Below are 23,724 nucleotides of genomic sequence, written 5' to 3'. Positions count from 1 at the left end.
AGGCACCACGGGCGCGGGCACAGGGGCACGGACAGGCACCACAGGCGCGGGTGCGGGCACAGGGGCACGAACAGGCACCACAGGCGCGGGTGCGGGCACAGGGGCACGAACAGGCACCACAGGCGCGGGCACGAACACCAGCACAGGCACAGGCACGGCCACCAGCACGAGCACCGGGCCCGCCATGCGGGACGCCGTGATCCGGCTGCTGAACTGCCCCGACTCGGAGACCCTCCTCGCCGCCGCCCTCGACATCGGCCTCGTGGGCATCAGGGCCGAGGCCGGGGCCGTCTATCTCGCCGAGGACGACGGCTGGCTGCGGCTCGCCGTGTACAAGGGCATGGAGAAGGAGGTCATGGACCGGTTCCCGGCGGTCGCCCCCGACTCCTCGCTCCCGCTCGCCGTCGCCGTACGCGAACAGCGGCCCGTCCACGGACTGGCCGAGGACCTGCTGAGGCGCTATCCGGACCTCGACGCCCTGAACGCCCGCATCGATTACGTCGTCATGCCGCTGCTGGTCGACAACCGGTGCCTCGGCGGTCTGGTCGTACGGTTCCCCCGGACCAGCGCTCTGTCCCCGGAGGACGACCAGTTGCTGACGATGGTCGCGGACGTGTGCGCGCACCGGCTGGAGCATCTGCTCGTGCTGGAGCGCTTCGGGCCCCCGGCGGGCGTTCCCGGCCCCGGGCCGGACACCGCGGACCACGAGGAGTTGGTCCGCCGGGCCCGGCACTCCCGGCGCACCCGGCTGGAACTCGCCATGTCGGGCGGCAACGTCGGCGCCTTCGAGTGGGACATCCCCACGGGCACGGTCATCTGGGACGAACGGCTGATCAAATTGTTCGGGCTCGACCCCGAGAGGTTCGACGCCCAGGTCCACACCTTCCTCGACGCCATCCACCCCGAGGACCGGGCCGCCATGGAACGGGCCATGCAGACCAGCATGGTGTCCGGCGAGTACCACTCCATCCACCGGATCATCCGGCCCGACGGCGCCATCCGCTGGCTGGAGGCGAAGGGCACCATCGAGAGCACGCCCGACGGCGACCCCGGACTGATGGTGGGCGTCGCCTGGGACATCACCGAACAGCGGGAACGCGCGACCCGGCGCGAGGCCCGCAGGGAGTTCGTCCTCAGGGTGACCAGCGCGTTCGCCGCCGCGCTGACGACCGAGGACATCATCGGCACCATGACCGGCACGGTCCTGCCCGAGCTGGGCGCGCACGCCATGGCCATCCATCTCGAACGCGACGGACGGCTCGTGCTCGCGGGTGCCGTCGGCTATCCCCCGGAGTCCATGGACCGGCTGCGGCTGATCGGCACCGAGGACGACAACCCCATGGCCGAGGTCCTGCGGGAGGGCCGGCCCCTGTTCTTCACCTCGACCGAGGCGTACCGGAGGCGCTTCCCAGCGGACCGGCTGCGCCCGGCCTGCAATCACCACGCGTTTGTGTTCCTGCCGCTCACCTCGGCGGACGGCACGGTCGGGACCTGTCTGATCTCGTACGAGGACCCCCGCGACTTCAGCCCCGACGACCAGGTCATCGGCGCGGCCATCTCCGGCATCCTCGCCCAGTCCCTGGCCCGCGCCCGGCTCTCCGATGTGTTCCGGGCGCGGATGACCGAACTCCAGGAGCTGATGATGCCGAGCACCCTGCCCCGGCTGCCCGGCTTCGACGTCGCCGCACGCTATCTCCCGGCCGCCGAGGGTATGCAGGTCGGCGGCGACTGGTTCGACATGATGCCGCGCGACGACGGCGGGGCTTCGTTCGTGATCGGCGACGTACAGGGGCACAGCGCGCAGGCCGCCGGGGTGATGGGCCAGCTGCGCACGGCCCTGCGCGCGCACGCGTCGGACGGCTACCGCGCCGAGCATCTGATGGCCCGCGGCAATCAGACCCTGTGGGGGCTGGACACGGAGCGGTTCGCCACCTGCTGCATCGCCGATGTGTCACCGCGCGCCGGGCATCTCCAGATCGTACGGGCCGGTCATCCGAGCCCGCTCCAGTCCGAGGCCGACGGCACGGTCCACGAGCTGGCGGTGCCCGGCACGGTCCCGCTCGGATACGCGCCGGACGACCGGTACCCCGTCTTCCACGGCCAGCTCCGGCCGGGCGCGGCCCTGCTGCTGTTCACGGACGGGCTGGTGGACCGCCCCGACCGTTCGTACGACGAGGCGGTGGCGGCGGTGTCCACGGCCTTCGGCCGGTGGATGGGGAAGGCCCGGGACGGCGGGCCCGGGGCGCCGGCCGATCTGGAGGAGCTGGCCGACATTCTCGTATCGGACGCTTTCACCTACCCCGGATACGACGATGTGGCGGTGCTGCTGATCCGGCGGGATCCGCTGCCGTAGGCGTCCGGGGCCCCGAAGAGCGATCCCCGCCGCCCCTCTGCATCAGGCGCCCGGACCTCCCCCGTCGATTCGAACTGCGGATCGCGGCGCTTTCGCCTAGTCCCCGTGGGCAACGGACCCCGAGTGTCGAATCCTTGACCGATGCCGACCGTTACGCATCCCTGATCAGCAGCGTTGTATGGGGCGCCGGAACGCAGGGCTCACATATGACCGAGACGGGTGGCTCGTATGACACAGCGCGGCAGGAGCACAGGGAATCGAACGGGGAAGGAGTCGACCCCCGGGACCGAGGGGGCTCGCGGGGCCGGGGAGGCCCGGCGGTCCACCCGGTCGCGGAAGCCCGGAAAGCACGAAAAGAAGTCCCCGGAGTCCCGACAATCCCGGGAGACCCGAAAATCCCGGGGAGCCGGCGAGTCCCGGACGTCCGGGGGCGCCGGCAAGTCCCGGACGTCCCGGGGCGCCGGGGATTCGCGGACATTCCAGGGGCCCGAAGAGGTCTCGGAATCCGAGGAGTTGCTGTTCGGCGGCCCCCTCCGCTACGACGGCGGCTGGAACCAGCACGACGGCTCGTTCCTCGAACTGAGCCTGCGCAGCATGATCGCGCGGATGCCCCGGCTGGTCGCCTCCACGGTCCGGCTGGCCCACCGCGCCGACCGCCGCGCCCTGCGCCAGGTGGCGGGCGCGGAGTTCGGCAGCGGTATCGCCCAGGCCGTCGCACTGGTCGCCGTCAACCAGGTGCTCGTCCACATCCTGGGGACGGGCGAGCCCGGCGAACGCCTTCTCGCCGCCTTACCGGCCCTCGTCGCCGTGGCGGTCACCGCCCTGATCGCCGCGCTGATGCGGTCGGCGTCCACCGCCGGGACGGGCCGCCTCGAACCCAAGGTGTTCCGGGTGGCGACCGAGGAGTATCTGGAGCGGGTGGCGCGCGTCGAGCTGGAGGCGGTCGAGGACGAGCAGTTCCACAAACTGCTGGACTCCGCCCAGTGGGGGGCCGAGTCCGCGCGCCGGATGATCAGATTCTGTACCTCGGTGGTGAATGCCACCATCTCGCTGACGGCCGCCGCCGGTGTGCTGACGGTTCTGCATCCCGCCCTGCTGCCGCTGCTCGCGCTGATGACCCTGCCCAGCGCCTGGAGTTCGCTGACGATCGCCCGCCGCCGCTATGTCTCCTTCCACATCTGGGTCCAGCACGCCCGCGCCGGTCAACTGCTCGGCCGTCTCCTCATCGACGCCCAGGCCGCGCCCGAGGTACGGGTCCACCACATCGGCCCGTTCCTGCTGAAGCACTTCCGCACGATGGCCGAGACCGGGGAGCGCGAGCAGACCCGGCTGGCCGGACTCGCGGCCCGTACCGGCCTCATCGCCTCCGCCTGGACCGGGCTCACCGCCGCCGCGACCTATGCGACGCTCGGTCTGCTGCTGTGGGCGGGCGCGATGGATCTGGCGGTGGCCAGCACGGCGGTCATCGCCATCCGCACCGGCTCCGCCAACCTCGAGGCGCTGGTCGTCCAGCTCAACTACCTGTACGAGGAGAGCCTGTTCGTCGCCGACCTGGACCGGCTCTGCCGGGAGGCGGACCGCCGGCTGATCCCCGCGACGGGCCGCCCGCTCCCCCGCGATCCGCGCGCGATCCGCTTCGAGAACGTCAGCTTCACCTACCCCGGCGACCATGACGAGCCCGCGCTCAAGGAGGTGGACGTGACCATCCCCACCGGCCGGATCGTGGCGCTCGTCGGCAACAACGGCAGCGGCAAGTCCACGCTCGCCAAACTGCTCTGCGGTCTGTACGTCCCCGACTCCGGCCGGATCCTCTGGGACGGCGTCGACGCGGCGGAAGCCGACCGGAACGAGCTGTTCGACCGGATCGCGGTGGTCGCGCAGGACTTCTACCGCTGGCCGTTCACCGCCCGTATCAACGTCGCCATCGGCCGCCCCGGCGCACCGCACGACGAACCGCTGCTGAACGCGGCGGCCGAGTACGCGGGAGCCGACGAGACGATCGCCTCGCTCCCCCGTGGCTGGAACACCCTGCTCGCCCGGGGCTACAAGGGCGGCCACCAGATCTCGGGCGGGCAGTGGCAGCGCCTCGGTATCGCCCGCGCCCGCCACCGTGACGCGCCGATCCTCGTGGTGGACGAACCCACGAGCGCGCTGGACGCGGAGGCCGAGCAGCGGGTCTTCGACCAGATCCGCGCGCTGGCGGCGGAGGGGCAGACGGTCGTCCTGATCACCCACCGGCTGCACAGCGTGCGACACGCGGACGAGATCTACGTACTGGAGAAGGGGCGGGTCGTCGAGCGCGGGTCGTTCGAGGAGCTGATGCGGGCGGGCGAGGGCGCCGGTGAGGGCGCCGGTGAGGAGGCGGAAGGCCACGCCGGGGCCGGCGGCGAGTGCGGGACCGAGGGGCGGAGGGGGTTGTTCCGTCGGATGTATCTGACGCAGTCGCGCCAGTACGCGTACGAGAGCGGAACGGCGCCCGGGAACAGGAGCGCGGGAGAGAGCGGGGACGGGAGCGGGAACGCGGGAGAAAGCGGGAACGGGAACGGGAACGGGAGCGAGGAAGGGACCACGGGCGAAAGCGGCCCCCGGAGCGGGACGGAGGGCGCGGGGGTGCCCGGCCGGCGGGACGGCGCCGAGGTGACGACCGCCCCGGCCGACTGACACCGCAGGGCCCGGCCTCCCCCACGGAGGCCGGGCCCTACACCTGTATCACGCCGTGCTGTTCACCCGTGAATCCCCGGGGAATCCCGCTCAGGCCTCGAACGTCTCCCGCAGCTTGGTCTCGTCCTCCTTGGAGAGATTGCTGCGGATCAGTTCGGCGGTCCCGGCCGGGAACGCGTCGTGGACGCGGTCCACCACGGCGTCCGAGGTCAGCAGGAAGAGCGCGGAGGTGCCCGGCTCCACCTGCTTGCGGACACCGGCGATGAAGTCGTCGTCGATACCGACGTCCGCGAGCGACCCGCCGATCGCACCGGCGGCGGCGCCGATCGCCGCGCCGAGCAGCGGCACGAAGAAGATCAGACCGAAGAGCATCCCCCAGAAGGTCCCGGACAGGGCTCCGGCGGCGGCGAGATTGTGGAGCTGCTTGGTCTTCGGCTGCTTACGGCCGGAGGGCCAGGTCACGACGGCGGCGTCGTGGATCTGGATGAGGCCCTGCTTCTGGAGCGACTTCAGGGTTTCCTCGACCTGGGCGGCGCCCTCGGGCGAGGGGAACTTCCAGGCGGTGAGCGTGGCCACGGATGTCTCCTTGTCGAACGGCCGGACAGCCACCTGGGCGGCCCCCCGGCAGAGCGGTGGTGCTGCGGTCGCGCACTGTCACCCATCCCAGCATCGAAGGACATTTCCCGCATGTCGGGCGGATCGGGGCGCGATCGGAGGGCGGTTGCCGCACCCCGTCCCGGCCCTCCCACCCGGCCCGCGACGCTCCGTACGGGCCACAAAGCTCCGTGCGGACCGGGTCCGCCCGAAGCGGGTCCGCCCGGACCGCTCCCGCCCGGTGGCCCGCCCCAGGCACACGGCCATGAATGCGGAGGAGGGAAATCCGGAACGCCCGTTCCATGGGCGCTTGTGGCCGGTTCGGAGAGAATTCGCGGGCTTTCGATTTCCCTCATATAACAGCTCGTCCGGAACCGCCCCTATCCGCTTGACCCGAACACTTCAAGGCGCTTACCTTCTGCCCCTGGCTCGGTCCGTGGAGGACGGGCCCCACCACATCCTCGGGGGACACCCATGCACTGGTTCACAGATGTCTTCAAGAAGTACGCGGTATTCAGCGGGCGGGCCCGCCGCAAGGAGTACTGGATGTTCACGCTGTTCAGCACGATCATCAGCATCGTCCTGAGCATCATCGACAGCGTCGCCGGCACGGTCGCCCTCTTCTCGGGCGTCTACGCGCTGGTCGCCCTGCTGCCCTCGCTGGGTGTCTTCGTCCGCCGGATGCACGACACGGGCCGCTCGGGCTGGTGGTTCTTCATCGCCCTCGTCCCGTTCGTGGGCTTCATCATTCTGCTCGTCTTCCTGGCCTCGGAGGGCAAGCCGGAGGAGAACCAGTACGGCCCGAACCCGAAGCTGGCTCCCAGCTACTGACCTTCCGTACGTCTTCCGCAAGCGGGCCGCCGGGAACCGCTCTCCCCAAGGCCCGGTACGGCCCCGTCCTGTTCACCAGGGCGGGGCTGTTCCCTGTGCCCTCGTGTTCGCGAACCCGGCTTCAGCGCCCTTCAGTCCCCTTCCCTCCGAGCCCGCTTCCCGGACCGGGGGGATCGGGCGGACCGGGCGGCGGTGATCCGGTGCCGCAGGTGCCGGGCGGTGTCGGCCGGGTTCCACCTCGGCCCCCGGCCGCGTACGAGCGGGTAGCACGCCAGCCCGATGAGCACCGCGGTGGCGTGGCCGAGATCGGGTGAACGTACGGCCGGTGAACACAGGGGGCACGTACACGGCCAGGACACCCGCCAGATACCCGTAGCACCAGGGTGAGGCGATCCGTTAGGTCAGCACGGCGATCACACCGGCCAGCGCGTAACTCACCCCGACGTCCAGGGTGTCGACCGCGGATTCCGGGGCGAGCCCGTGCCGGATCGCCCACAGGAGCACGCCCTCGCCGATATAGGTGGCCAGCACATGCGAGAGGGCCGCGACCACGAGCCAGCGCAGTGTGCCGAGCCAGCGTTCGGCCTGGGCGTGGAAGAGGGTGTAGAGGACGGCGTACCAGAGCCAGCCGCCGCCGGAGATCCAGAGGGCGCTGGCGATGAGCACCCTTACCGGGTTGGTCGACAGTTCATGGATGTTCGTCGAGCGCCGGCGCAGGAAGTCGGTCTCGAACTCCGGCGACATATGGCGCAGGGCGACCGTGGTGACGAAGAGAATCGCCAGCCAGACATAGGTCCCGGGGGCACTGCGCACATAGGCGGCGGCACGGCGTCCGCCCCTGCGGACGGCGGCGGCGCCCGGGGCGGCGGAGACGCGCATGGGGTGATTCACGCACAGGAGGGCGGTGGCGCGCGTGATCGACATTCGCACGGTTCCGAGGGCCGGGCGTCACTGCCACGCGGCCGCCCTGACGCGGCCCGCCGGAACTCCCGCCGACGCGGGCCGCCGAAACCCCGGCCGAAACCCCCGCCACACGGCCCCACCGCCTCCCTCCTTCGACGCGGTCAGCCGGACCTCGGCCCTCCCCGTCCCGGAACAGGACGCGGCAACCCAGCCAGCCCCGCCAGCGCGGCCGGACGGACCGCCGAGGGGCCGAAGCGGGCGCGGGCCCGGTCCGCGGCGGCCTCGACCCTGCGGGCGGCGTCGTCGGCCGGGTCGAACGTCAGCTGGTGGGTGGCGATTTCGGCGGGGCCGATGTCCTCCGCCCGGAGAGTGATGGCGCGGACCCGGGCCCGCTGGAGAGCCAGCGCCGTGTACATCCGCCCGGCGGCGTCGGCGAGCGCCGGGGAGTGCGCGGTCGGCTCGGGCAGCGTACGCGCGCGGGTGGTCGTGGACCGGTCGGCGTAACCGATCGTCAGAACGAGGACACGGGCGACCTGGTGGTCGCCGCGGAGCCGCCAGCCGAGTTCCTCGGCGTTCGCGAGCAGGGCGCGGTGGTGCTGCCGGGGGTCGAGTTCGTCCCGGCCGAAGTCATGGGTGGCGGTGAGGGCGCGCGGCGGGGCGGTGGGGGTGACCGGGGTGGGGTCGATGCCGTTGGCGTACTGCTGGAGCCGGCGTCCGGTGGGCGCGCCGAGGATCCGCTGGAGGGTCAGGGGCGGGATACGGCGGAGGTCGCCGATGGTGTGGAGGCCGTAGGGGGCGAGGGTGCGTACGGTGGCGGGCCCGACACCGGGCAGCGCGGCCACCGGCAGGGGCGCGAGATACGCGGTGACGCCGTCCGGGTCCGTGGGGGTGGCCCGGATCGACCCCGGCGGCCCCGACTGCGCGGCGATCCGGGCGAGCAGCGGATTGGGCCCGATGCCGACGGTGCAGTCGGCGCCGTACACACCGGCGGCGCGCATCCGTACCAGGGCGGCGAGTTCATGGGCGTCACGCCGGAAGTAGCGGTGGGCTCCCGTGACATCGGCGAGGGCCGCGTCGGGCGGTGCGGCCTGGACGAGGGGGGTGATCCCGCGCAGCATGCCGAGGAGCCGGCGGTAGGCGGCCTCGCCGCCGGCCGGACCGAAGTGGACGTAGAGGATCATCCCGCGCTCCCCCGGCTGGCGTGGTGGAGGGTACGGCCGCCGACGAGGGGTACGCCGGGGGGCCGCAGATCGGCCCACGCGTTCATGACGTAACCGGTGGGCTCGGTGAGCGTCCGGCTCCTGGCGGTGGCCGAACGGGCCGCCGGGGCGGGGCGGGTGAGCCGGTCGGCGACGGCCGCGGCACCGCCGTCGCGGTACAGGTCGATCAGTTCGGCGAGGTCCCAGGCGGCGAGCCCGGTGACGCTCAGGCTGCGCGGCCGGTTCCGGGGACGGCAGACCGTACCCCGTACCAGCAGCAGGGCGCTGTGGAAGACGGTGGACGCGCACAGATCGTGGCTGTCCTCGAAGAAAGCCAGGTCGGACAGGCCGGTGGGATCGTCGAGGGTGGCGAAGATCACCCGTCGGCCACCGCGTATCGGCGGGGTCTGGGTGGCGGCCTTCACCCCGGCGACCAGGACCGTGGTGCCGTGCGGCAGTTGTCCGAGGCGGGCGGCGGGGGTGGCGCCGACATCGGTCAGCAGGGACAGATGATCGTCGAGGAGATGGCGGGTGACGTCCATGTCGAGTACGTCCAGTTCGGCGGCGAGTTGGTCCCAGCCGTCCATGGCGGGCAGCCCGCTCGGGGTGGCCGGGCCCTCGCCGCCGCCGTCGTCCCCGAGGGGGAGCTGACCGGAACCGGTGGACGCCCGCCCCTGCCGGTGCAGTTCGGCGATCTCCAGCAGCAGGTCCCGGCGTCCGGTGCCGAGGCAGTCGAGCGCTCCGACCCGGGCGAGCCGGTCGGCGGTGGGACGGCTGGGGCGGGCGCGCTGCCAGAAGTCCTGGAGCGAGACATAGGGCTGCCCGGTGACGATCCGGTCCGTCTCGGCCACGCTGATGCCCCGGATGTGCGCGAGACCGATCCGCACTCCCCATTTCTCGGACACCAGTTCGATCCCGGGTGCGGAGGGGGTGCGTACGGATTCGCTCCGGGGCCCGGAGCGGGCGCGCACCGATCCGCTCCCGGAGCCGGATCCGCTCCCGGAGCCGGCGGGAACGCTTACGGATTCGCTCCCGGAGCCGGCGGGAACGCGCACCGGTTCACCCCCGGAGCCGGCGGGAACGCGCACCGATCCGCTCCCGGAACCGACAGGGGCACGCAGCGATCCGCTCCCGGAGCGGGAGCGGGCGCCGCTCCCGGAACCGACGGGAACGCGTACCGATTCGATCCGCGAGTCGGCATGGGCGTGGTTGACGTCCGGAAGCAGCAGGGGCACTCCCCGGCGGCGGGCGTCCGCGACGAACACCCGCTTGTGGTACATCCCGGGATCGTGGGTGAGCAGCCCGGCGTAGAAGGCCGCGGCCCGGTGCCGCTTCAGCCACGCGGACTGATACGTCGGCAGGGCGAAGGCGGCTCCGTGCCCCTTGCAGAATCCGTATGCCCCGAAGCCTTCGAGTACGGCCCACACCTCCCGTACGACCTCGGTGGAGTAACCGCGCCCCCGCGCCCGGTCGGCGAACCAGGCGCGCAGCCGCCCCTGCCGGTCCCGGTCGGAGAGCGCCCGGCGGGCCTCGTCGGCCTGCCCGAGGTCGCAGCCGGTCAGCGCCTCGATGATCCTGATGACCTGCTCGTGGAAGACGACCTGACCGCTGGTCTCCCGCAGGATCTCCCGCAGATCCTCGTGGGGGCAGCCGGGCCGGGACCGCCCGTCGCGTACGGAGATCAGCGGGTCGATCATGTTCGCGGCGACCGGGCCGGGCCGGAACAGGCTGATGTCCAGGGTGATGTCGTCCATCGACGCCGGCTTCAGCCTGCGGACCAGATCCCGCTGTCCGGGGGACTCGATCTGGAAGCAGCCCATGGTCTGCGCCGACTGGATGAGCCGGTAGGTGGCCGGGTCGTCCAGGGGCACCTGCGCGGGATCGTCGATGTCGAGCCGCTCGCCCGTGGCGCGCCCGATCTCGGCGACCGCGTGGGCGAGCGCCGACTGCATCCGTACACCGATCAGATCGGCCTTGATGTGTCCCGTGTCCTCCACGTCCTCCTTGTCGAACTGGGCCATGGAGATGCCCTCGATCGTGGTGGGCACCACCGGGGTACGGTCCAGCAGCCCGTCGTCCGAGATCAGCAGGCCGCAGGGGTGCATCGCCGCCCCGTGCGGCAGCCCGTCCAGCGCCTCCACCAGCGTCCAGAGCCGTCCGTGGTCCTCACCGGCGACCTCCCGCAGCTCCGGCAGCTCGCGCAGGGAGGCCCGGACGTCCTTCGCCCGGATCTGCGGGAAGCTCCTGGCCAGCCGGCGCGCCTCCTCGGGCTCGATGCCGCGCGCCCGCGCCACGGCCTCGATCGCACCACGCGCCCGATAGGTCTCGTATACGGCGAGCGTGGCCACCCGCTCATTGCCGAAACGTTTCATCACCGCCTGATAGACCTCCACCCGCCGTGCGCTCTCCACATCCAGGTCGATATCCGGCATAGCGGTGCGGTACGGAGAGAGGAAACGTTCCATCAGAAGCCCGCGCTCCACCGGGTCCACCGGGCTCATCCCCAGCAGGTGCACCACCAGCGAACCCACTCCCGAGCCGCGCGCCGACACCCGTACGCCCAGGTCCCTGGTGACCTCCACGATCTCCGCCATGGTCAGGAAGTACCCGGCGAGCCCGCGCCCGGCGATGATCCGCAGCTCGCTCTCCAGCCGGTCCCAGCGGGTGGCGTCGCGATGGTGACCGCGGTGCATCATCGCGCCCGCGCACCGGGCGGCCAGTGCCCGGTCCGCCGTCTCCTGGGTGGCGCCGATCAGATGCGGCTCCGGCAGATGCAGCCGGCCCAGCCCGAACGCGTCCCCCGGGTCCACCGCACAGGCCGCCGCCGTGTCCTCCGTCGCCGCCAGCAGCTCCCGCGCGCGCCGGACGCGCTGCCCGGCCGCCTCGGCGACCCGCTCGGCGATCCGCTCCATGCTCCCGGCGTCCTTGAGCCACCGCTCGCCGCCGTCGAGGTGGGCGCCGTCCCGGGTGTCGACCGGGACCAGCCGCCGTGCCGAGTCGAGGATGTCCGCGATCTCGCCCTGGCCGGGGTCGGCGTAACGGACCGCGTTGGTCAGGACCGGGGTGATCCCCCGCTCGTCCGCGAACCCGAGCGTCCGCGCGGCCAGCCGCAGCGACCCCGGCCCGGTCCCGGGCCGGTCGTGGCAGACGACCTCCAGCCGCAGCGCGTCCCCGAACCGCTCCCGCCAGGGCTCCAGCAGCCGCGCCGCCCGGTCCGGACGCCCCTGGGCCAGCGCGCGGCCGACCTCGGAGTCCGCGCCGAGCAGAACGAACAGCTCCGCACCGGGCGCTCTGTCCAGATCGTCCCAGGTGATCCCGCCCGCCGCCGAGGCCGACACCAGACGGCAGAGCGCGGCCCAGCCGGCCGGGGTCCGCGCCAGTACGGTGGCGCGCTGGGGAGCCTCCTCGACGAAGGCTCCGCCTCTGGCGGGCGTACGGGCCCTGGCAGACGTACGGGAACGTCCGGTGCGGCCGGTACCGGCGGGACCGCTTCCGGCGGGGCCGCTCCCGGGGCCGGTGCTCCCGGGGCCCCATGCGCTCCCCGTGCTCCCGGGCCCCTCGGCGGCACCCCCGGCAACTCCGGCGGCACCGGCGACGGCCTCGTCCACGGCGGCCGTATGCCCGGTCCGAATCATTCCGCTTCCGCCGTACCCGGTGCCTGGCCCACCGCTGCCGCCGCTCCCGCCGCTCCCTGTGGGCACGGTGCCCGCGAACCCGGCATCGGGCACGGCGGGCATCGCGAGATCGGCACCGAACAGCGGCCGGACACCCGCCCGGGTGCACGCCTTGGCATGGCGCACCGCGCCCGCGAGGCTGTCCCGATCGCTCAACGCAAGCGCGTCGAGGCCCCGTTCCGCGGCTCTCTCCGCCAGATCCCCGACATGGCTGGCTCCGTAGCGGAGGGAGTACCCGGAGGCCGCGCGGAGATGCGTAAACGACATACGCACCTCCTCTCACCAGCCACAACGCTCCCTCCAGTCGAATCGACCCTCGCGAACCCCTCCCCTCTCACGATAGACCAATTTCGAAGAAACGTTCGAGACGAGGGAGAGGGGCGGGGCTGCGCGGGCCGAGCGCGCTCCCGGCGATGCGATCAGCCGGTGACACCGCGGGGGGCGGCGACCGGGGCCGGGCGGGACGGAGGGGCGCCCGGCCGACGGGGGGAAGGGGCCGGAGAGCCGGGAGGGACCGCCACCCCGGGGCGCCCGGGGGCACGGGACGGTACGGGAGCCACAAGCCGGGCGGAAGGCACGGGCCCGCCGGGGCCACCGGGGCAGCGCTCACCATTCCGGATACGACCGGTGCCCCGTAGGGGTGTGGCCCAGAGTGAGGGCCGCTTGCCCTGGTTCTTGCCCGAAGTGATGACCAGCTTGCCTGTGATCTCAGGGACGGGGACCCCGTTGACCCGCAGGCTGCGGGCGAACGCGGCCATGTCGTCGTCGACGACCTTCGGGCGTCCGCCATGTCGGCCCCGCTCACGAGCGGACGCCCGGCCTTCCAGGGACTTCTCCCGGATGTACTCGCGCTCGGACTCCGCCATGCCGGCGAAGAACGCGAACAGGGCGGCGCCGTGCCCGGACAGGTCGTAGACCCCGTGGAGGGGTCCGGTGAGGAGTTCGAGCTGGATGTCGTGACGGCGCAGGTCCTCGGCGATGGCCAGCAACTCGGCGGCGCCGCGGCCCAGGCGCTTCATCTCGTGCACGGTGAAGATTCACCCGTTGGTGCGGGACGGCCTTCTTGATGGTGCGGGCGAAGTCCATCGCCTTGACGATCTCCGGCCTCACTTTGACCCGGGTGCTGATCTTCTCCGAGAAGACCGGATCACAGCCCGCGTCACCAGAGCGTCGAGCTGGCTCTGGAGTTCTTGCTGAGCGGTACTGCAACGGGCGTAGCCCACCCTCGTGGACTTGGTCGCGGTCTCCGGCACGGCGGCGTCGATCGCCGGGGTTGTGAGAACGAGGATCAGGGGCCAAACCGGACATGATCCGGCGGGGTCTCCGGCCTTTCAGAACTACTCATTTCTGCGAGCGTGATGCCAGCGACCTTCACCAAGGGTGCCCTTTTGCCGCACAAATTGCTTTGTACACCGCACCGCTGCCTCCCTAGGATCGCCCGCATGCGGCGGACGATCATCATCGGCGACATCCATGGCTGCTTCGACGAGTTGCTCGAACTGCTTGATGAAGTCGACATCCAACCGGACGACCTACTGGTCAGCGTCGGTGATCTGGTCGACCGCGGTCCAGCGCCCGGCGCGGTGGTCAGGCTTTTCCGTGAGCGTCCGAACTCGGTCGTGGTCATGGGCAACCATGAGCGAAAGCACGTGCGCGGGATCCTCTCGTACGCGCAGGAGATCACGCGCCTGCAACTTGGCGATCACTACGCCGAAACGGTCGACTGGATGCGGACTCTGCCGTACTACTTCGAGAACGAGCACGTCCGTGTTGTCCACGCCGCGATGCTGTCCGGGATTCCTCTGTCCGACCAGCGGGAGGAGATCCTTTGTGGCTCGACGAGGGGCGAACGCGAACTCACAGCGCTGTTCCCAGACAGCTACTGGCACGAGCACTACACCGATGCCAAGCCGGTGGTGTTCGGCCATCACGTAACCGGCCAGGAACCTATGATCCGCGATGGCAGGATCTTCGGTCTCGACACCGGTGCCTGCCACGGCTGGAACCTGACCGCACTGTCTCTTCCAGGATTCACGGTCCACTCGGTGAAGGCGCACGCGGATCACTGGTCGACCGTCAAGCGCCAGTGGCAGTTGTCCGTCCTGAAGACCAGACCCTGGCACGACTCCACCTGGCTGGAGCTGGCTCAGGCGGTAGAGCGGTTCTCCTCAACATCTGACCCAGTGGCGCACCGGTGGCTGGAGGCGCTCCAAGAGTGGGCCACGGGTCTGCAGTCGACGTTCCCTACCCTGGTCGCCACAGCGCATCGAGTCGCCGACGAGTTCACTCCAGACGAAATGCGCCGGCATCCTGCTGCGAAGGTTCTCTTCCAAGCCCGTAACAGCCGCCTCGACCAGACCAGTCTGGCCAGGCAGTGCCCGACACCGCGCAGGACAATCGAACTGGCAGCCGCACTGGGGCTGATACTGGACGATCTGCCCAACTGAACCGCCAAAGGCACGGTCACAGGCCAGCTTGGCGCCGCCAACTTCCGCGTCGTGTCCATGGCTCTCTTGGTGCCGACCAGGCCGGTCGGGCGACCTGACCGAAGCCGGCAGCGGCCAGGTCCTGGTCGCGCAGCGGGGTGAAGCCGACGTCCAGTTTCGGGTCGTATGCCTCTGGCTGGATGCCGAGTTCGTGTGTGCTGTACTCGCCGAACCGGTTGATGTGCTCGATCAGGTGGGGCGAGATGTGGGCCAGGTCCTCCGGGGTGATCCCCAGCACTCTTCAAGCAGCTGTCGGACGATCTCGGCGATGTCGAGGGCGTTGTGGAAGATCACCGCGTTCGTGAGCAGGGCGTTGAATTTCATGGCGTGAACAGGGCGATGTAGGTGTCCGAGATGTGGTGGTAGGCGATGCCGCCCGGCTTGCCGTACCGCACGGACGTCTCGGCGAGCAGGTTGTCGAGGTGGGTGTCCATGTGGGTGCCGTCCGCGGCCACCGTGGTGCCGTCGCCCCACGCGCGGGAGATGTCCAGGCGGGCGTGCGCGTTGACCAGGTCGGCGATGGCCTCGTTCAGCAGCACGATGGAGAAGTGCCGGTTCGCCGTGTACGACAGCTCGTGGCCGAAGACGCCTGGGATGTGGCGGGCGGCCTCGTACGGGCCCATGTTGGCGCCCTTGACGAAGGTGGTGATGACGGAGCGGCCGAACGGGTCCTGAAGCTTCGGCTCGTTGCCGGAGGCCGGGCCGAAACGGCGCCACCACTCCACCCAGTACGCGGTCCTCGGCAGAATCCCGATCAGCGTGCGCTCCGGCATCCGCGCTTGATCTCCTGCTCCAGCCGCTTCGTCGAGGGCGTGAGCCACCACGCGGTAGTTCCCGATCAGGGCCTCGACCAGCTCCTGCTGGCGCAGGCAGATCTCTTCCAGCTCCCCACCAGAGCGCCGGTCCGCCGAGCGCCGGAAGATCCGGCCCGCCCCTACCCGCAACCTCCCGCGCCGCACCGGGACGTTCAGGCGTCCCCGCTCCCGGGCGCGGGGCTACGCGGGGTCCTCGGCCGCCGGATCCGTGCTTCCGCGTCTGACCAGACTGGTCGGAAGAAAGACCTGGTCCGGCTGCCGGTCGGGTTCGTCGATCCGGGCCAGCAGCATCTCCGTGGCCCGGGTGGTCAGTTCGTCCACGGGCTGCCGGATCGTCGTCAGCGGCGGATGGCTGAGCTGCGCCATGCTGATCGGCGACATCGCCCACGGCGTCACCGCCCGGACCGTCCACCGCCCCCGTGCCGCCTCCTTCTTCACCGACGCCGCCGTTCTGACTCCGCTCCTCGGCTCGCCCCCGACCCTGATCTGCGCCCCGGCGAGCCGGACCAGGCCCATGCCACCGACGAGTGGTGCTCGGTCGGCCGTCTGGAGGAATCCACGGCCATCCACGAGGAGGCGATCCGCCGCTGGTGCGCCCTGTGAGGTGACGACGGCGCGCCGACCGGCCGTCTTCCCGCTCGGCGCGGGTGTCGTCGACCGCGTGGGGAGAGGTCCATGAGGGGTTACGACGGCATCTCGCCACCGGATGCCGCCGTCCCCCTCCACAACGAGGCGAACCATCGAGCGAACCATCGAAACGAGATCCACCAAGACGGCATCATTCGTTTTCCTGGGCGGAACAAGGGTTCCCGCGGTCCCGGGAAGGGCACCGGTCAGGACGAACCCGTTCCTCCGGTGGCCCCGTCCCCTGAGGCACAGCAGAGGCACCACGGCTCACAACATCGGCGCCACCGGCCACGCGCACGGCCACGTCGGGCACGCGCACGGCCACGTCCGCCATGTCGTCATCACCGTGCCCGACACGGCGTCATCACCGTGCCCGGCACGGCGTCATCACCGTGCCCGGCACGGCGGACGATCGGGGCTCTCAACCTCCGGGCGCGGTGGTGTGTCCGTGCAGAGGGACATCCGATACCGGAGAGGGGACCATCATGCCGACCGAGCCGTCGACACAGGCTCCGCAGCGCCGGCCGCTGCCCTCCGTGGTGTTCAGCAGTCTTGACGCCGCCCCGCGGGAACGGCTGGGGCACTGGCGTGACCTGCTGAGCAGCATCCATGCCCCCATGGATGTGACGAGCGACCACGCGGACGACTTCCGGGCCCGTCAGCGCAGCATCTCGCTGGGTGATGTTGCGGTGTGGCGTGCGACCCATCCATCGGCGACTCTCCGGCGCACCACCAGGCTGATCCGCCGGTCCGACCCCGAGAAATACCATCTCTCCCTCGTACTGCGGGGAGCGGGCACGGCGGCCTGGCGCAGCAGAACGCTGCTGGTCAAACCAGGGATCTATCACACCACCGACACCTCGCTGCCGGTGGAGATCCATGCCGGCGGTGAGTTGGACCGGGTCGCGATGATCGGGCTCGAAGTGCCCAAAAGTGCCCTTCCGCTGCCCCGGCGGCTCGCGGACCTGGCCATCGGCCTGCCGATACCCGACAACGAAGGCCCCGGGGCGCTGCTGGCGCAGTTCCTCCGGCATATCGTGCGGAACGTCCGGGACTACCGTCTCACCGACGGACCGCGGCTCGGGACGGTGGCCGCCGATCTGCTGGCCGCCATGCTCGCCCACGCGGCGGAGCGCGAGGACGCGCTGCCACCGCATACGCACCAGTACATGACGGTGCGACGGATCAAGGCCTCAATCCAGCGGAACCTCGGCGATCCCGAACTGAGCCCGGCCACCGTCGCCGCCGCGCACCATATGTCCACGGGGCATCTGCACCGGCTGTTCCGCGCGGAAGGGGTCACCGTCGGAGCGCTGATCCGTCTGTCCCGTCTGGAACGTGCCCGTGCCGAACTCGCCGACCCGCGCAGAGAGCGTGAACACATCCACACCATCGCGGCGAGATGGTTTCTGACCGCGTCCGAGTTCAGCCGCTCCTTCCGGAGCGTCTACGGAATGTCACCCAGCGAGTACCGGCAATCCCGGAAGGAGAACGGCTCCGGGGACGGTACGCGTACACCGTCCTGATCCACGGGCGGGCACCGGCGTTCCTCCGAAAGCCGCGAGTAGCCCTTCCGCGACTGGTCCTTCTGCGAGTAGCCCTTCTGCGAGTGGCCCTTTCCCGTGCGTCACCGGACGGCCTCCGGTCCCATCCGGGGAGGGTCACTCCGGCACAAGGATCCTGTGTCTCCATGCCGATGACCGGCCCCGATCCGGCGAATAGCCTGCGTCGAACCGGGGTTCGGACAGAGATCGTCCCCGGCCCGGGTGCCCGGCCGCCCGTGGCCTCGCTGCACCGCTTGCGCCAACGCGGCACGATTCAAGGAGAATTGTGAACAAGCAAGCCCGGATCGGTATCACGTCCATCGCCCTGCTCGGGGCCGTGCAGGTCGCATCCCCCGCGGCGGTCGCATCCCCTGCGGCAGTCGCATCTCCCGCGGCATATGATCCGTCGGACCCCAAGCAGAATTTCACGGTCTGCTACAAGAACAGCGACTGCGGTATGGGCTACGCGGTGGGCACCATCGCGTGGTGGGGCGGGTCCTATCCAATCATCACGGGCAGCGTGGTCAACCGCACCAACAGCGACTACTCCACCACCGTGATCTTCGAGGGGTTCAAATACAACGTGAAGCAGGACAGTGACTCACGGACCTCCAGGAACGGGGTCCTCAAGTTCGATATCCAGCTTTCCGATTACATAGACCGCATCAAGATCACCGTCTGTCAGAACTTCCCCACCGGTGAGCAGTGCGGCGACTCCGTGCACTTCAACCTGCGGCGGTAACTCGCGCCCACCCCCGCTGGGTTGGCCGCCCCTTCGCGTACACAGCCGGTCGGGGGCCGGCCACGATCGCTCGGGCCGCAGCCCCCCTGCCCGGCCACGTTCCCTTGACGCAGAGGCCGGGCCCTGGCCCCGGGCGGGCTGCCCGCCGTACGACTGCCCGCGCTTCACGGGCACTCTTCCTTGTCGAGGTCATCGGCAGTGCCGACGACCGCCGGTCCGCACCCCGGGGGCAGGCGGGCGAGGACCAGGGCGACCGCGTCACGCGGGTTGTCGGCCCATCCGATGTCCACCGGCCGGTGAGGCGAGCGAGCCGTCCGCCCGATGACGCGGTACTTCCCGTCCACGGGAACAATCGCCGGAACGTCGTGGGTGTAGGGGTATCGGGTACAGCGGCTGAAGTGCAGCGACTCATGGCTCTGGTAGGGAAACAGAACTCGCAGCTCCGGCTCGGCGTAGGCGGCCTCGATGAGTCCGTGGTCGACGGAGGACGCCGTGGCCTGACGGTAGACCGTCCACATTCTCTCGACCGCGGTGCCGCCCTCATGGGCCCCGGCGGGCTCAGGACGGGGACCGGCTGAGTCCGGGGCAGGTTGAGATGTCACGCTTCGCCCTTTCCGTTGGTACGGCCGGTCGCGAACGGTTTCCTCGCCCCTCCCCGCCGTCCGCCCGCTGTGCCGGATCGCGCTGCCGGACCTCGGCGCGGGGAAGCAAGGCGACCGTCGCGGGTACTCCGAGAGTACGAGGGTGTCGGTGCTTACGGGTGCCCGGTCCGGCCGGATCGGGCATTCCCCGTACGAGACGCACACGGCACACCTGAGGACGAGCCCCGGCTTCGGCACCCAGCACATTCCGCCCCTCGAACCGTATGTGACATGCCGTCACCCGGCGTCCCGCGGCAGCCTGGCGCGTACGGTCAGGCCGCCGTCGGGGTTGGCGCGCGCGGTGACGGTGCCGTGGTGGGCGTGCACGATCGAGCGGACGATGGCGAGGCCCAGGCCATGGCCGGAACGGTCGCTGGTGACACGGGAGTGCTGCCGGTAGAAGGGCTCGAACAGGCGCTGGGCGACGATGTCGTCGACGTGCAGCCCGGTGTTCTCCACCTCGATGACGATCTGGTCCTCACGCAGGACCGAGAGGTGTACCGAGCCGCCGGGCCGGTTGTAGGCCAGGGCGTTGTCGAGGAGGTTGAGCAGGAGCTGGCGGAGCAGGGTGGCATTGCCGGGGACGGTGCAGCCGGGCTCGGTGTCGACGTCGAGGCGCAGGTCGGCGGTTGCCGCCCGCGCGGTGCGGTCGGCGGCCACGTCCCTGGCGAGGGCCGCCACGTCGACGGGTTCGGGGTCGAAGGGCGCGTGGTCGGCGGCTGCCAGGGAAAGAAGGGCCTTGACGATGGTGATGTTGCGTTCGTTCGTCTCGACGAGCATAGGGGCCAGCTCGGCGAACTCCTCACCGCTGGGGTCGGCGGCGGCGATCTGCAGGACGGCGCGGGTGGTGGCCAGCGGGGTGAGCAGTTCGTGCGAGGCGTTGGCCGCGAAACGCTGATGGGCGGCGAAGGACTCCTCAAGACGGGCGAGCATGGTGTCGAAGGTGTCGGCGAGCTGCTTGAGTTCGTCGGAGGGACCCCCCGCGTTGATGCGGTACTGAAGCTGACCGTCGGCGGCCTTCGCGGCGGCCTGGCTGATGACGCCGAGGGGCGCGAGAAGGTGCTTCGACAGCCGCCAGCCGACGGTCAGACCGATCGCCATCACCAGCAGGAGACCGCAGACGGACAGCCACAGCAAGGTGTTCCAGACGTCTTCCTTGCTGCGGATCGCCCCGTCCGCCCGGGCACCCGGCCAGACTCCCGACGGGACGGCGGTCTCCGCGTACGACCCGGTCTGGGGCACCCGCTGCGGTGTCCCGAGGTCCGTGAGGACGATGGTGTCCGAGAAGTCGTACGTCGGCATGAACCGCATGCCGGCGTAGATGACGGCCACCATCAGTACGGCCGAGGCGGCGAGCGCGCCGGCGAAGCCGAGGAAGAGCCGGGCGTGGATGCTCCGGGTCCGCCCGGACCGCCTCAGACCCGGGCCCCACCGGGAGGACCGCCTCAGACCCGGGCCCCACCGGGAGGACCACCTCAGACCCGGGCCCCACCGGGAGGACCACCTCACTTGGTGCCCAGGTAGTAGCCGGCGCTGATCGCCGTATGCACCAGCCGGGGCTCGCCGAGCTTGCGGCGCAGGGTGTGCACGACGAGACGTACCGCGTTGGTGAGCGGATCCGCGTTCGCGTCCCACGCCTTGTCCAGGAGGTATTCGGCGCTCAGTACGCCGCCGTCGGCGCGCAACAGCAGTTCCAGCACGGCCAGTTCCTTCGGTGTGAGGCGCACCTCGCGTCCCGCGCGCAGCACACGGCGGCGATGGGTGTCGAAGGCCAGGTCGGCGAAGGTGAGAACGGGTGCGTGGGCCATGGGACTGCGCCGGTACAACGCCCGTAGACGGGCGACGAGTTCGGGGAAGTCGAAGGGTTTCGCCAGATAGTCGTCGGCGCCGAGGCCGAGCCCTTCGACCTTGTCACCGAGGCGCCCGGCGGCGGTGAGCATGAGGACACGGCATTCGAGACGCATGGCGACGATGCGCCGGCAGACCTCGTCGCCGTGGACGCCGGGCAGATCGCGGTCGAGGACGACGGCGTCGTAGTCGTAGACCGCCAGCCTGTCCAGAGCACTCGCCCCGTCGTGCACGACGTCGGTGGCGATGGCCTCGCGCCGCAGCCCGATCTCCAGGACCCGCGCCATGTACCGCTCGTCCTCCACCACCAACACGCGCACGACCCGCTCCCCTTTCCTGTGAATCCCTGTGATTCCCTGTGATTCCCCGTGAATCCCTGTGAACCCTGCGATTCCCTGTGAATTTTCGGGCGCATTCGACATCCCGGCTGCCCACACCTATCAGACACGGGATGTGAACCGTGTATGAGCTCCCACCCGGACCGCGCACTTGGCAAACACGGTTCACAACGGCCTCTGGCTACCGTGACATGCGGTTTCACACATTTCCGGGCAGGGAGTTGTCGTACGCGATGAATCTTTTCAAACGGGCGTGGTGGCGGCTGACCAGCCACCTCGGAAAGACCCTGATGCTGGTCGGTCTTTTCTTCGTCATCTGCACCCTGGTGCTCTCCGGGTTTCTCATCCGGTCCGCCTCGGCCCGGGCGGCCGACGACGCCAAGGCGAGCGTCGGCGCCGTCGCCACCATGCAGCTGGACATCAACGCCCTGCTCGAATCGGGGCAGGGCACCGAGTCCAACGGCTCCACACCCGGAACGATCGGCCCGGGTGGTGATCTGCGCCGCGGCCTGGTCGACAAGATCTGCGAGTCGCCCGTGGTCAAGCGGTGCAACTACTCGACCGACTCGGGCGCCGCGCCCGCCAAGGGCTCGAAGCTGTACCGGCCGGTGCCGCGGCCGGCCGGCGTCCAGCCGGACGGCCTCGACCTCTTCAAGGCCGACGGGGTGCGTGATCAGCAGTCGGTGGCCTCGTTCCGGAACGGCGACGCGAAGATCGTCACCGGGCGCGGGATCGGCCCGAAGAGCAAGAGCGACGAGGTCGTGGTCGAACAGCGGCTGGCCCGGCACAACCGCTGGAAGGTCGGCGACACCATCAGGCTGAGGGTCGGTGAACTCCCGGAGATCGGCAAGAAGAGGAACGAGGACGAGTTCGGATTCACGGTCGTCGGCATCTACGCCAGCGGCACCCCGGACAGCGGCCGGTACGTACCCGCCATGACGGACCCGGTGAACCAGCTGTACGTCACCCCGGACGGCGGCACCCGGCTCCTCGGCAAGAAGCCGGACGCCGACGGGGGCGTGGTCAACCAGGCCACCTTCACCCTGTCCGACCCCGCGGACATGGACCGGCTGAGGAAGCACGCCGAAGCCTCCGGCGCCGATCTCGGCATCTTCCCGATGACGGTCAACGACAAGCAGTACCGGCAGCTCGTCGGGCCCATCACCAAGACCGCGGACTTCGCGACCGTCACCGTGTGGCTCGTCGCCCTCGCCGGGACCGTGATCCTGGCCCTGATCGTCGCCTCGTCGCTGCGCGAACGCCGCAAGGAACTGGGCATCCTGCTCTCGCTCGGCGAGAGGAAGCCCAAGCTGCTCGGCCAGCACCTGGTGGAGGTCGTCGCCTGCGTGGTGATCGCGGTGGGCCTCGCCTCGGCGGGCAGCCAGTACCTGTCCCAGACCATCGGCGACCGGTTGCTGGCCGGTGAGGTGTCCTCGGCCAGGAAGTCGGCCGCGGACGCGGACAGCGGTGTCGACGGCAACTCCGTCACCAGCGCCGGAGGCACCACCCCCGCCGCGGACGACGCCCCGGAGGTCGAGCCCATCGACTCGCTCGACGTACGGATCGGCACCGCCGACATCGCCAGGGTCGGCGCCACCGGCCTCGGCATCGCCGCCCTGGCCACGCTCGTCCCCGGCGCGCGCGTACTGCGCCTCCATCCGCGTGACATCCTGACGAAGGGCGACTGAAGCGATGACCTCCCCCACGGGAACCCCGGTCCTCGAACTCACCGGAGTGACCCGCACCTACCAGAGCGGCAACCGCAAACGCACCGTGCTGAAGGGCATCAGCCACGCCTTCGAACCGGGCCGTATGTATGCCGTGATCGGCCCCTCCGGCAGCGGCAAGACGACACTGCTCTCGCTGGCCAGCGGCCTGGACTCACCGAGCTCCGGCAGCATCCGCTTCCACGGGCGGGACGTCGCGGAACTGGGCCTCGGCCGCTACCGCAACCGTCATGTGGCCACCGTCTTCCAGTCGCTGAACCTGCTCACGTATATGACGGCCGTCCAGAACATCACCTCCGCCATGGAGATCACCGGCGTCCGGCGCGGCAACAGGAAACAGCGCGCGGCCGAACTCCTCGACCTGCTCGGTGTGGACGCCGTGGACCACCACCGCCGGACCCCGCAACTGTCCGGCGGACAGCAGCAGCGCGTCGCCATCGCGCGCGCCCTGGCCTGCGAGGTCGACATCCTCTTCGCGGACGAGCCCACCGGCAGTCTCGACGACGAGACGGCGGCCGGGATCATCGCCGTATTCCGGAAGTTGGCGCACGACGAGGGCAAATGCGTGGTGGTGGTAACCCACTCCCGCGAGGTCGCGGACGCCTCGGACGAGGTCCTGCAACTCAAGCGGGGCAAACTCAGCACACGCTAGTGCCGTATCAGGCAATGTTTGCCTCGTGACGGCCCGCCGCGTGGGTGGTTCCCTGCGTGGCGGGCCGAGGCCAGAATGATCACGTGGCT

Annotated in this window: 18 protein-coding genes and 1 pseudogene; 8 read left to right on the top strand and 11 right to left on the bottom strand. The window is 70.5% G+C overall.

Annotation, left to right across the window (positions count from 1 at the left end; translation table 11 throughout):
• The first annotated feature begins 184 nt into the window (after positions 1–184).
• Entirely contained in the window at positions 185–2,353 is a 2,169-nt protein-coding gene (locus ACIBCM_RS28535) for a SpoIIE family protein phosphatase (protein WP_399248101.1), read from the top strand.
• Positions 2,354–2,947: 594 nt separating this feature from the next.
• Positions 2,948–5,014 (top strand): ABC transporter ATP-binding protein, encoded by a 2,067-nt coding sequence (locus tag ACIBCM_RS28530; protein WP_399248244.1) that lies wholly within the window; start codon positions 2,948–2,950, stop codon positions 5,012–5,014.
• 90 nt (positions 5,015–5,104) lie between these two features.
• Here ACIBCM_RS28530 and ACIBCM_RS28525 read toward each other — a convergent pair whose 3' ends face one another.
• Positions 5,105–5,590: a DUF1269 domain-containing protein gene (locus ACIBCM_RS28525; protein ID WP_399248099.1), complete on the bottom strand. Its 486-nt coding sequence runs from the start codon at positions 5,588–5,590 to the stop codon at positions 5,105–5,107.
• Between the two features lie 492 nt (positions 5,591–6,082).
• Between ACIBCM_RS28525 and ACIBCM_RS28520 the strand changes: the two genes are divergently transcribed.
• The gene (locus ACIBCM_RS28520) at positions 6,083–6,439 is read left to right on the top strand and encodes a DUF805 domain-containing protein (protein WP_399248097.1); all 357 of its coding nucleotides are present in this window, start codon (positions 6,083–6,085) and stop codon (positions 6,437–6,439) included.
• A 131-nt stretch (positions 6,440–6,570) separates the two neighbouring features.
• On the opposite strand, the pseudogene ACIBCM_RS28515 reads toward ACIBCM_RS28520, so the two are convergent.
• From ACIBCM_RS28515 to ACIBCM_RS28500, 4 genes and pseudogenes are all read right to left on the bottom strand, one after another.
• Positions 6,571–7,318, bottom strand: a pseudogene (locus ACIBCM_RS28515) (rhomboid-like protein).
• Between the two features lie 185 nt (positions 7,319–7,503).
• On the bottom strand, positions 7,504–8,523 hold the full coding sequence (locus ACIBCM_RS28510) for a DNA polymerase thumb domain-containing protein (RefSeq protein ID WP_399248095.1): 1,020 nt from the start codon (positions 8,521–8,523) through the stop codon (positions 7,504–7,506).
• Positions 8,520–12,482: a PHP domain-containing protein gene (locus ACIBCM_RS28505; protein WP_399248093.1), complete on the bottom strand. Its 3,963-nt coding sequence runs from the start codon at positions 12,480–12,482 to the stop codon at positions 8,520–8,522. Before ACIBCM_RS28505 ends, ACIBCM_RS28510 begins: the two co-directional genes overlap by 4 nt.
• 152 nt (positions 12,483–12,634) lie before the next feature.
• Positions 12,635–13,234, bottom strand: a complete 600-nt coding sequence (locus tag ACIBCM_RS28500; protein WP_399248091.1) for a recombinase family protein — start codon at positions 13,232–13,234, stop codon at positions 12,635–12,637.
• Between the two features lie 423 nt (positions 13,235–13,657).
• On the opposite strand from ACIBCM_RS28500, the gene ACIBCM_RS28495 reads away from it, so the two are divergent.
• Positions 13,658–14,662, top strand: coding sequence for a metallophosphoesterase family protein (locus ACIBCM_RS28495; RefSeq protein WP_399248089.1), 1,005 nt, complete (start codon positions 13,658–13,660; stop codon positions 14,660–14,662).
• 16 nt (positions 14,663–14,678) lie between these two features.
• Here ACIBCM_RS28495 and ACIBCM_RS28490 read toward each other — a convergent pair whose 3' ends face one another.
• The 3 genes from ACIBCM_RS28490 to ACIBCM_RS28480 form a co-directional block, all read right to left on the bottom strand.
• Positions 14,679–14,939 carry a hypothetical protein gene (locus ACIBCM_RS28490; RefSeq protein ID WP_399248087.1) on the bottom strand — a complete coding sequence of 87 codons (261 nt, stop codon included), beginning with the start codon at positions 14,937–14,939 and terminating at the stop codon, positions 14,679–14,681.
• Between the two features lie 82 nt (positions 14,940–15,021).
• A complete protein-coding gene (locus tag ACIBCM_RS28485; protein WP_399248085.1) occupies positions 15,022–15,645 on the bottom strand; it encodes a Tn3 family transposase in 624 nt (207 codons plus the stop codon).
• Positions 15,646–15,696: 51 nt separating this feature from the next.
• Entirely contained in the window at positions 15,697–16,086 is a 390-nt protein-coding gene (locus ACIBCM_RS28480) for a substrate-binding domain-containing protein (RefSeq protein WP_399248083.1), read from the bottom strand.
• 542 nt (positions 16,087–16,628) lie between these two features.
• On the opposite strand from ACIBCM_RS28480, the gene ACIBCM_RS28475 reads away from it, so the two are divergent.
• Both ACIBCM_RS28475 and ACIBCM_RS28470 read left to right on the top strand, forming a co-directional pair.
• Positions 16,629–17,669: an AraC family transcriptional regulator gene (locus tag ACIBCM_RS28475; RefSeq protein WP_399248081.1), complete on the top strand. Its 1,041-nt coding sequence runs from the start codon at positions 16,629–16,631 to the stop codon at positions 17,667–17,669.
• A 304-nt stretch (positions 17,670–17,973) separates the two neighbouring features.
• The gene (locus ACIBCM_RS28470) at positions 17,974–18,429 is read left to right on the top strand and encodes a hypothetical protein (protein ID WP_399248079.1); all 456 of its coding nucleotides are present in this window, start codon (positions 17,974–17,976) and stop codon (positions 18,427–18,429) included.
• Positions 18,430–18,593: 164 nt separating this feature from the next.
• On the opposite strand, the gene ACIBCM_RS28465 is transcribed toward ACIBCM_RS28470, so the two are convergent.
• From ACIBCM_RS28465 to ACIBCM_RS28455, 3 genes are all read right to left on the bottom strand, one after another.
• Positions 18,594–18,947, bottom strand: coding sequence for a DUF6193 family natural product biosynthesis protein (locus ACIBCM_RS28465; RefSeq protein ID WP_399248077.1), 354 nt, complete (start codon positions 18,945–18,947; stop codon positions 18,594–18,596).
• A 360-nt stretch (positions 18,948–19,307) separates the two neighbouring features.
• Complete coding sequence (locus tag ACIBCM_RS28460; protein WP_399248075.1) at positions 19,308–20,405, bottom strand: sensor histidine kinase; 1,098 nt, start codon at positions 20,403–20,405, stop codon at positions 19,308–19,310.
• 170 nt (positions 20,406–20,575) lie between these two features.
• Positions 20,576–21,238 (bottom strand): response regulator transcription factor, encoded by a 663-nt coding sequence (locus tag ACIBCM_RS28455; protein WP_399248073.1) that lies wholly within the window; start codon positions 21,236–21,238, stop codon positions 20,576–20,578.
• A 251-nt stretch (positions 21,239–21,489) separates the two neighbouring features.
• On the opposite strand from ACIBCM_RS28455, the gene ACIBCM_RS28450 reads away from it, so the two are divergent.
• Positions 21,490–22,944 (top strand): ABC transporter permease, encoded by a 1,455-nt coding sequence (locus tag ACIBCM_RS28450; protein WP_399248071.1) that lies wholly within the window; start codon positions 21,490–21,492, stop codon positions 22,942–22,944.
• A 4-nt stretch (positions 22,945–22,948) separates the two neighbouring features.
• Positions 22,949–23,635: an ABC transporter ATP-binding protein gene (locus ACIBCM_RS28445; RefSeq protein ID WP_399248068.1), complete on the top strand. Its 687-nt coding sequence runs from the start codon at positions 22,949–22,951 to the stop codon at positions 23,633–23,635.
• Positions 23,636–23,724: the final 89 nt, after the last annotated feature.

It is taken from the genome of Streptomyces sp. NPDC051018 (assembly GCF_044456085.1).
Lineage (GTDB): Bacteria > Actinomycetota > Actinomycetes > Streptomycetales > Streptomycetaceae > Streptomyces.
Note: the sequence above shows the minus strand (reverse complement) of the source record. Positions and strands in the feature narration are given on the sequence as shown.

Bases quoted from the DNA above. Each gene is read 5' to 3' on its own strand.
- ACIBCM_RS28535 (WP_399248101.1), top strand. From the start codon at position 185: ATGCGGGACGCCGTGATCCGGCTGCTGAACTGCCCCGACTCGGAGACC.
- ACIBCM_RS28530 (WP_399248244.1), top strand. From the start codon at position 2,948: ATGATCGCGCGGATGCCCCGGCTGGTCGCCTCCACGGTCCGGCTGGCC.
- ACIBCM_RS28520 (WP_399248097.1), top strand. From the start codon at position 6,083: ATGCACTGGTTCACAGATGTCTTCAAGAAGTACGCGGTATTCAGCGGG.
- ACIBCM_RS28510 (WP_399248095.1), bottom strand. From the start codon at position 8,523: ATGATCCTCTACGTCCACTTCGGTCCGGCCGGCGGCGAGGCCGCCTAC.
- ACIBCM_RS28505 (WP_399248093.1), bottom strand. From the start codon at position 12,482: ATGTCGTTTACGCATCTCCGCGCGGCCTCCGGGTACTCCCTCCGCTAC.
- ACIBCM_RS28500 (WP_399248091.1), bottom strand. From the start codon at position 13,234: ATGAAGCGCCTGGGCCGCGGCGCCGCCGAGTTGCTGGCCATCGCCGAG.
- ACIBCM_RS28495 (WP_399248089.1), top strand. From the start codon at position 13,658: ATGCGGCGGACGATCATCATCGGCGACATCCATGGCTGCTTCGACGAG.
- ACIBCM_RS28475 (WP_399248081.1), top strand. From the start codon at position 16,629: ATGCCGACCGAGCCGTCGACACAGGCTCCGCAGCGCCGGCCGCTGCCC.
- ACIBCM_RS28465 (WP_399248077.1), bottom strand. From the start codon at position 18,947: ATGTGGACGGTCTACCGTCAGGCCACGGCGTCCTCCGTCGACCACGGA.
- ACIBCM_RS28460 (WP_399248075.1), bottom strand. From the start codon at position 20,405: ATGGTGGCCGTCATCTACGCCGGCATGCGGTTCATGCCGACGTACGAC.
- ACIBCM_RS28450 (WP_399248071.1), top strand. From the start codon at position 21,490: ATGAATCTTTTCAAACGGGCGTGGTGGCGGCTGACCAGCCACCTCGGA.
- ACIBCM_RS28445 (WP_399248068.1), top strand. From the start codon at position 22,949: ATGACCTCCCCCACGGGAACCCCGGTCCTCGAACTCACCGGAGTGACC.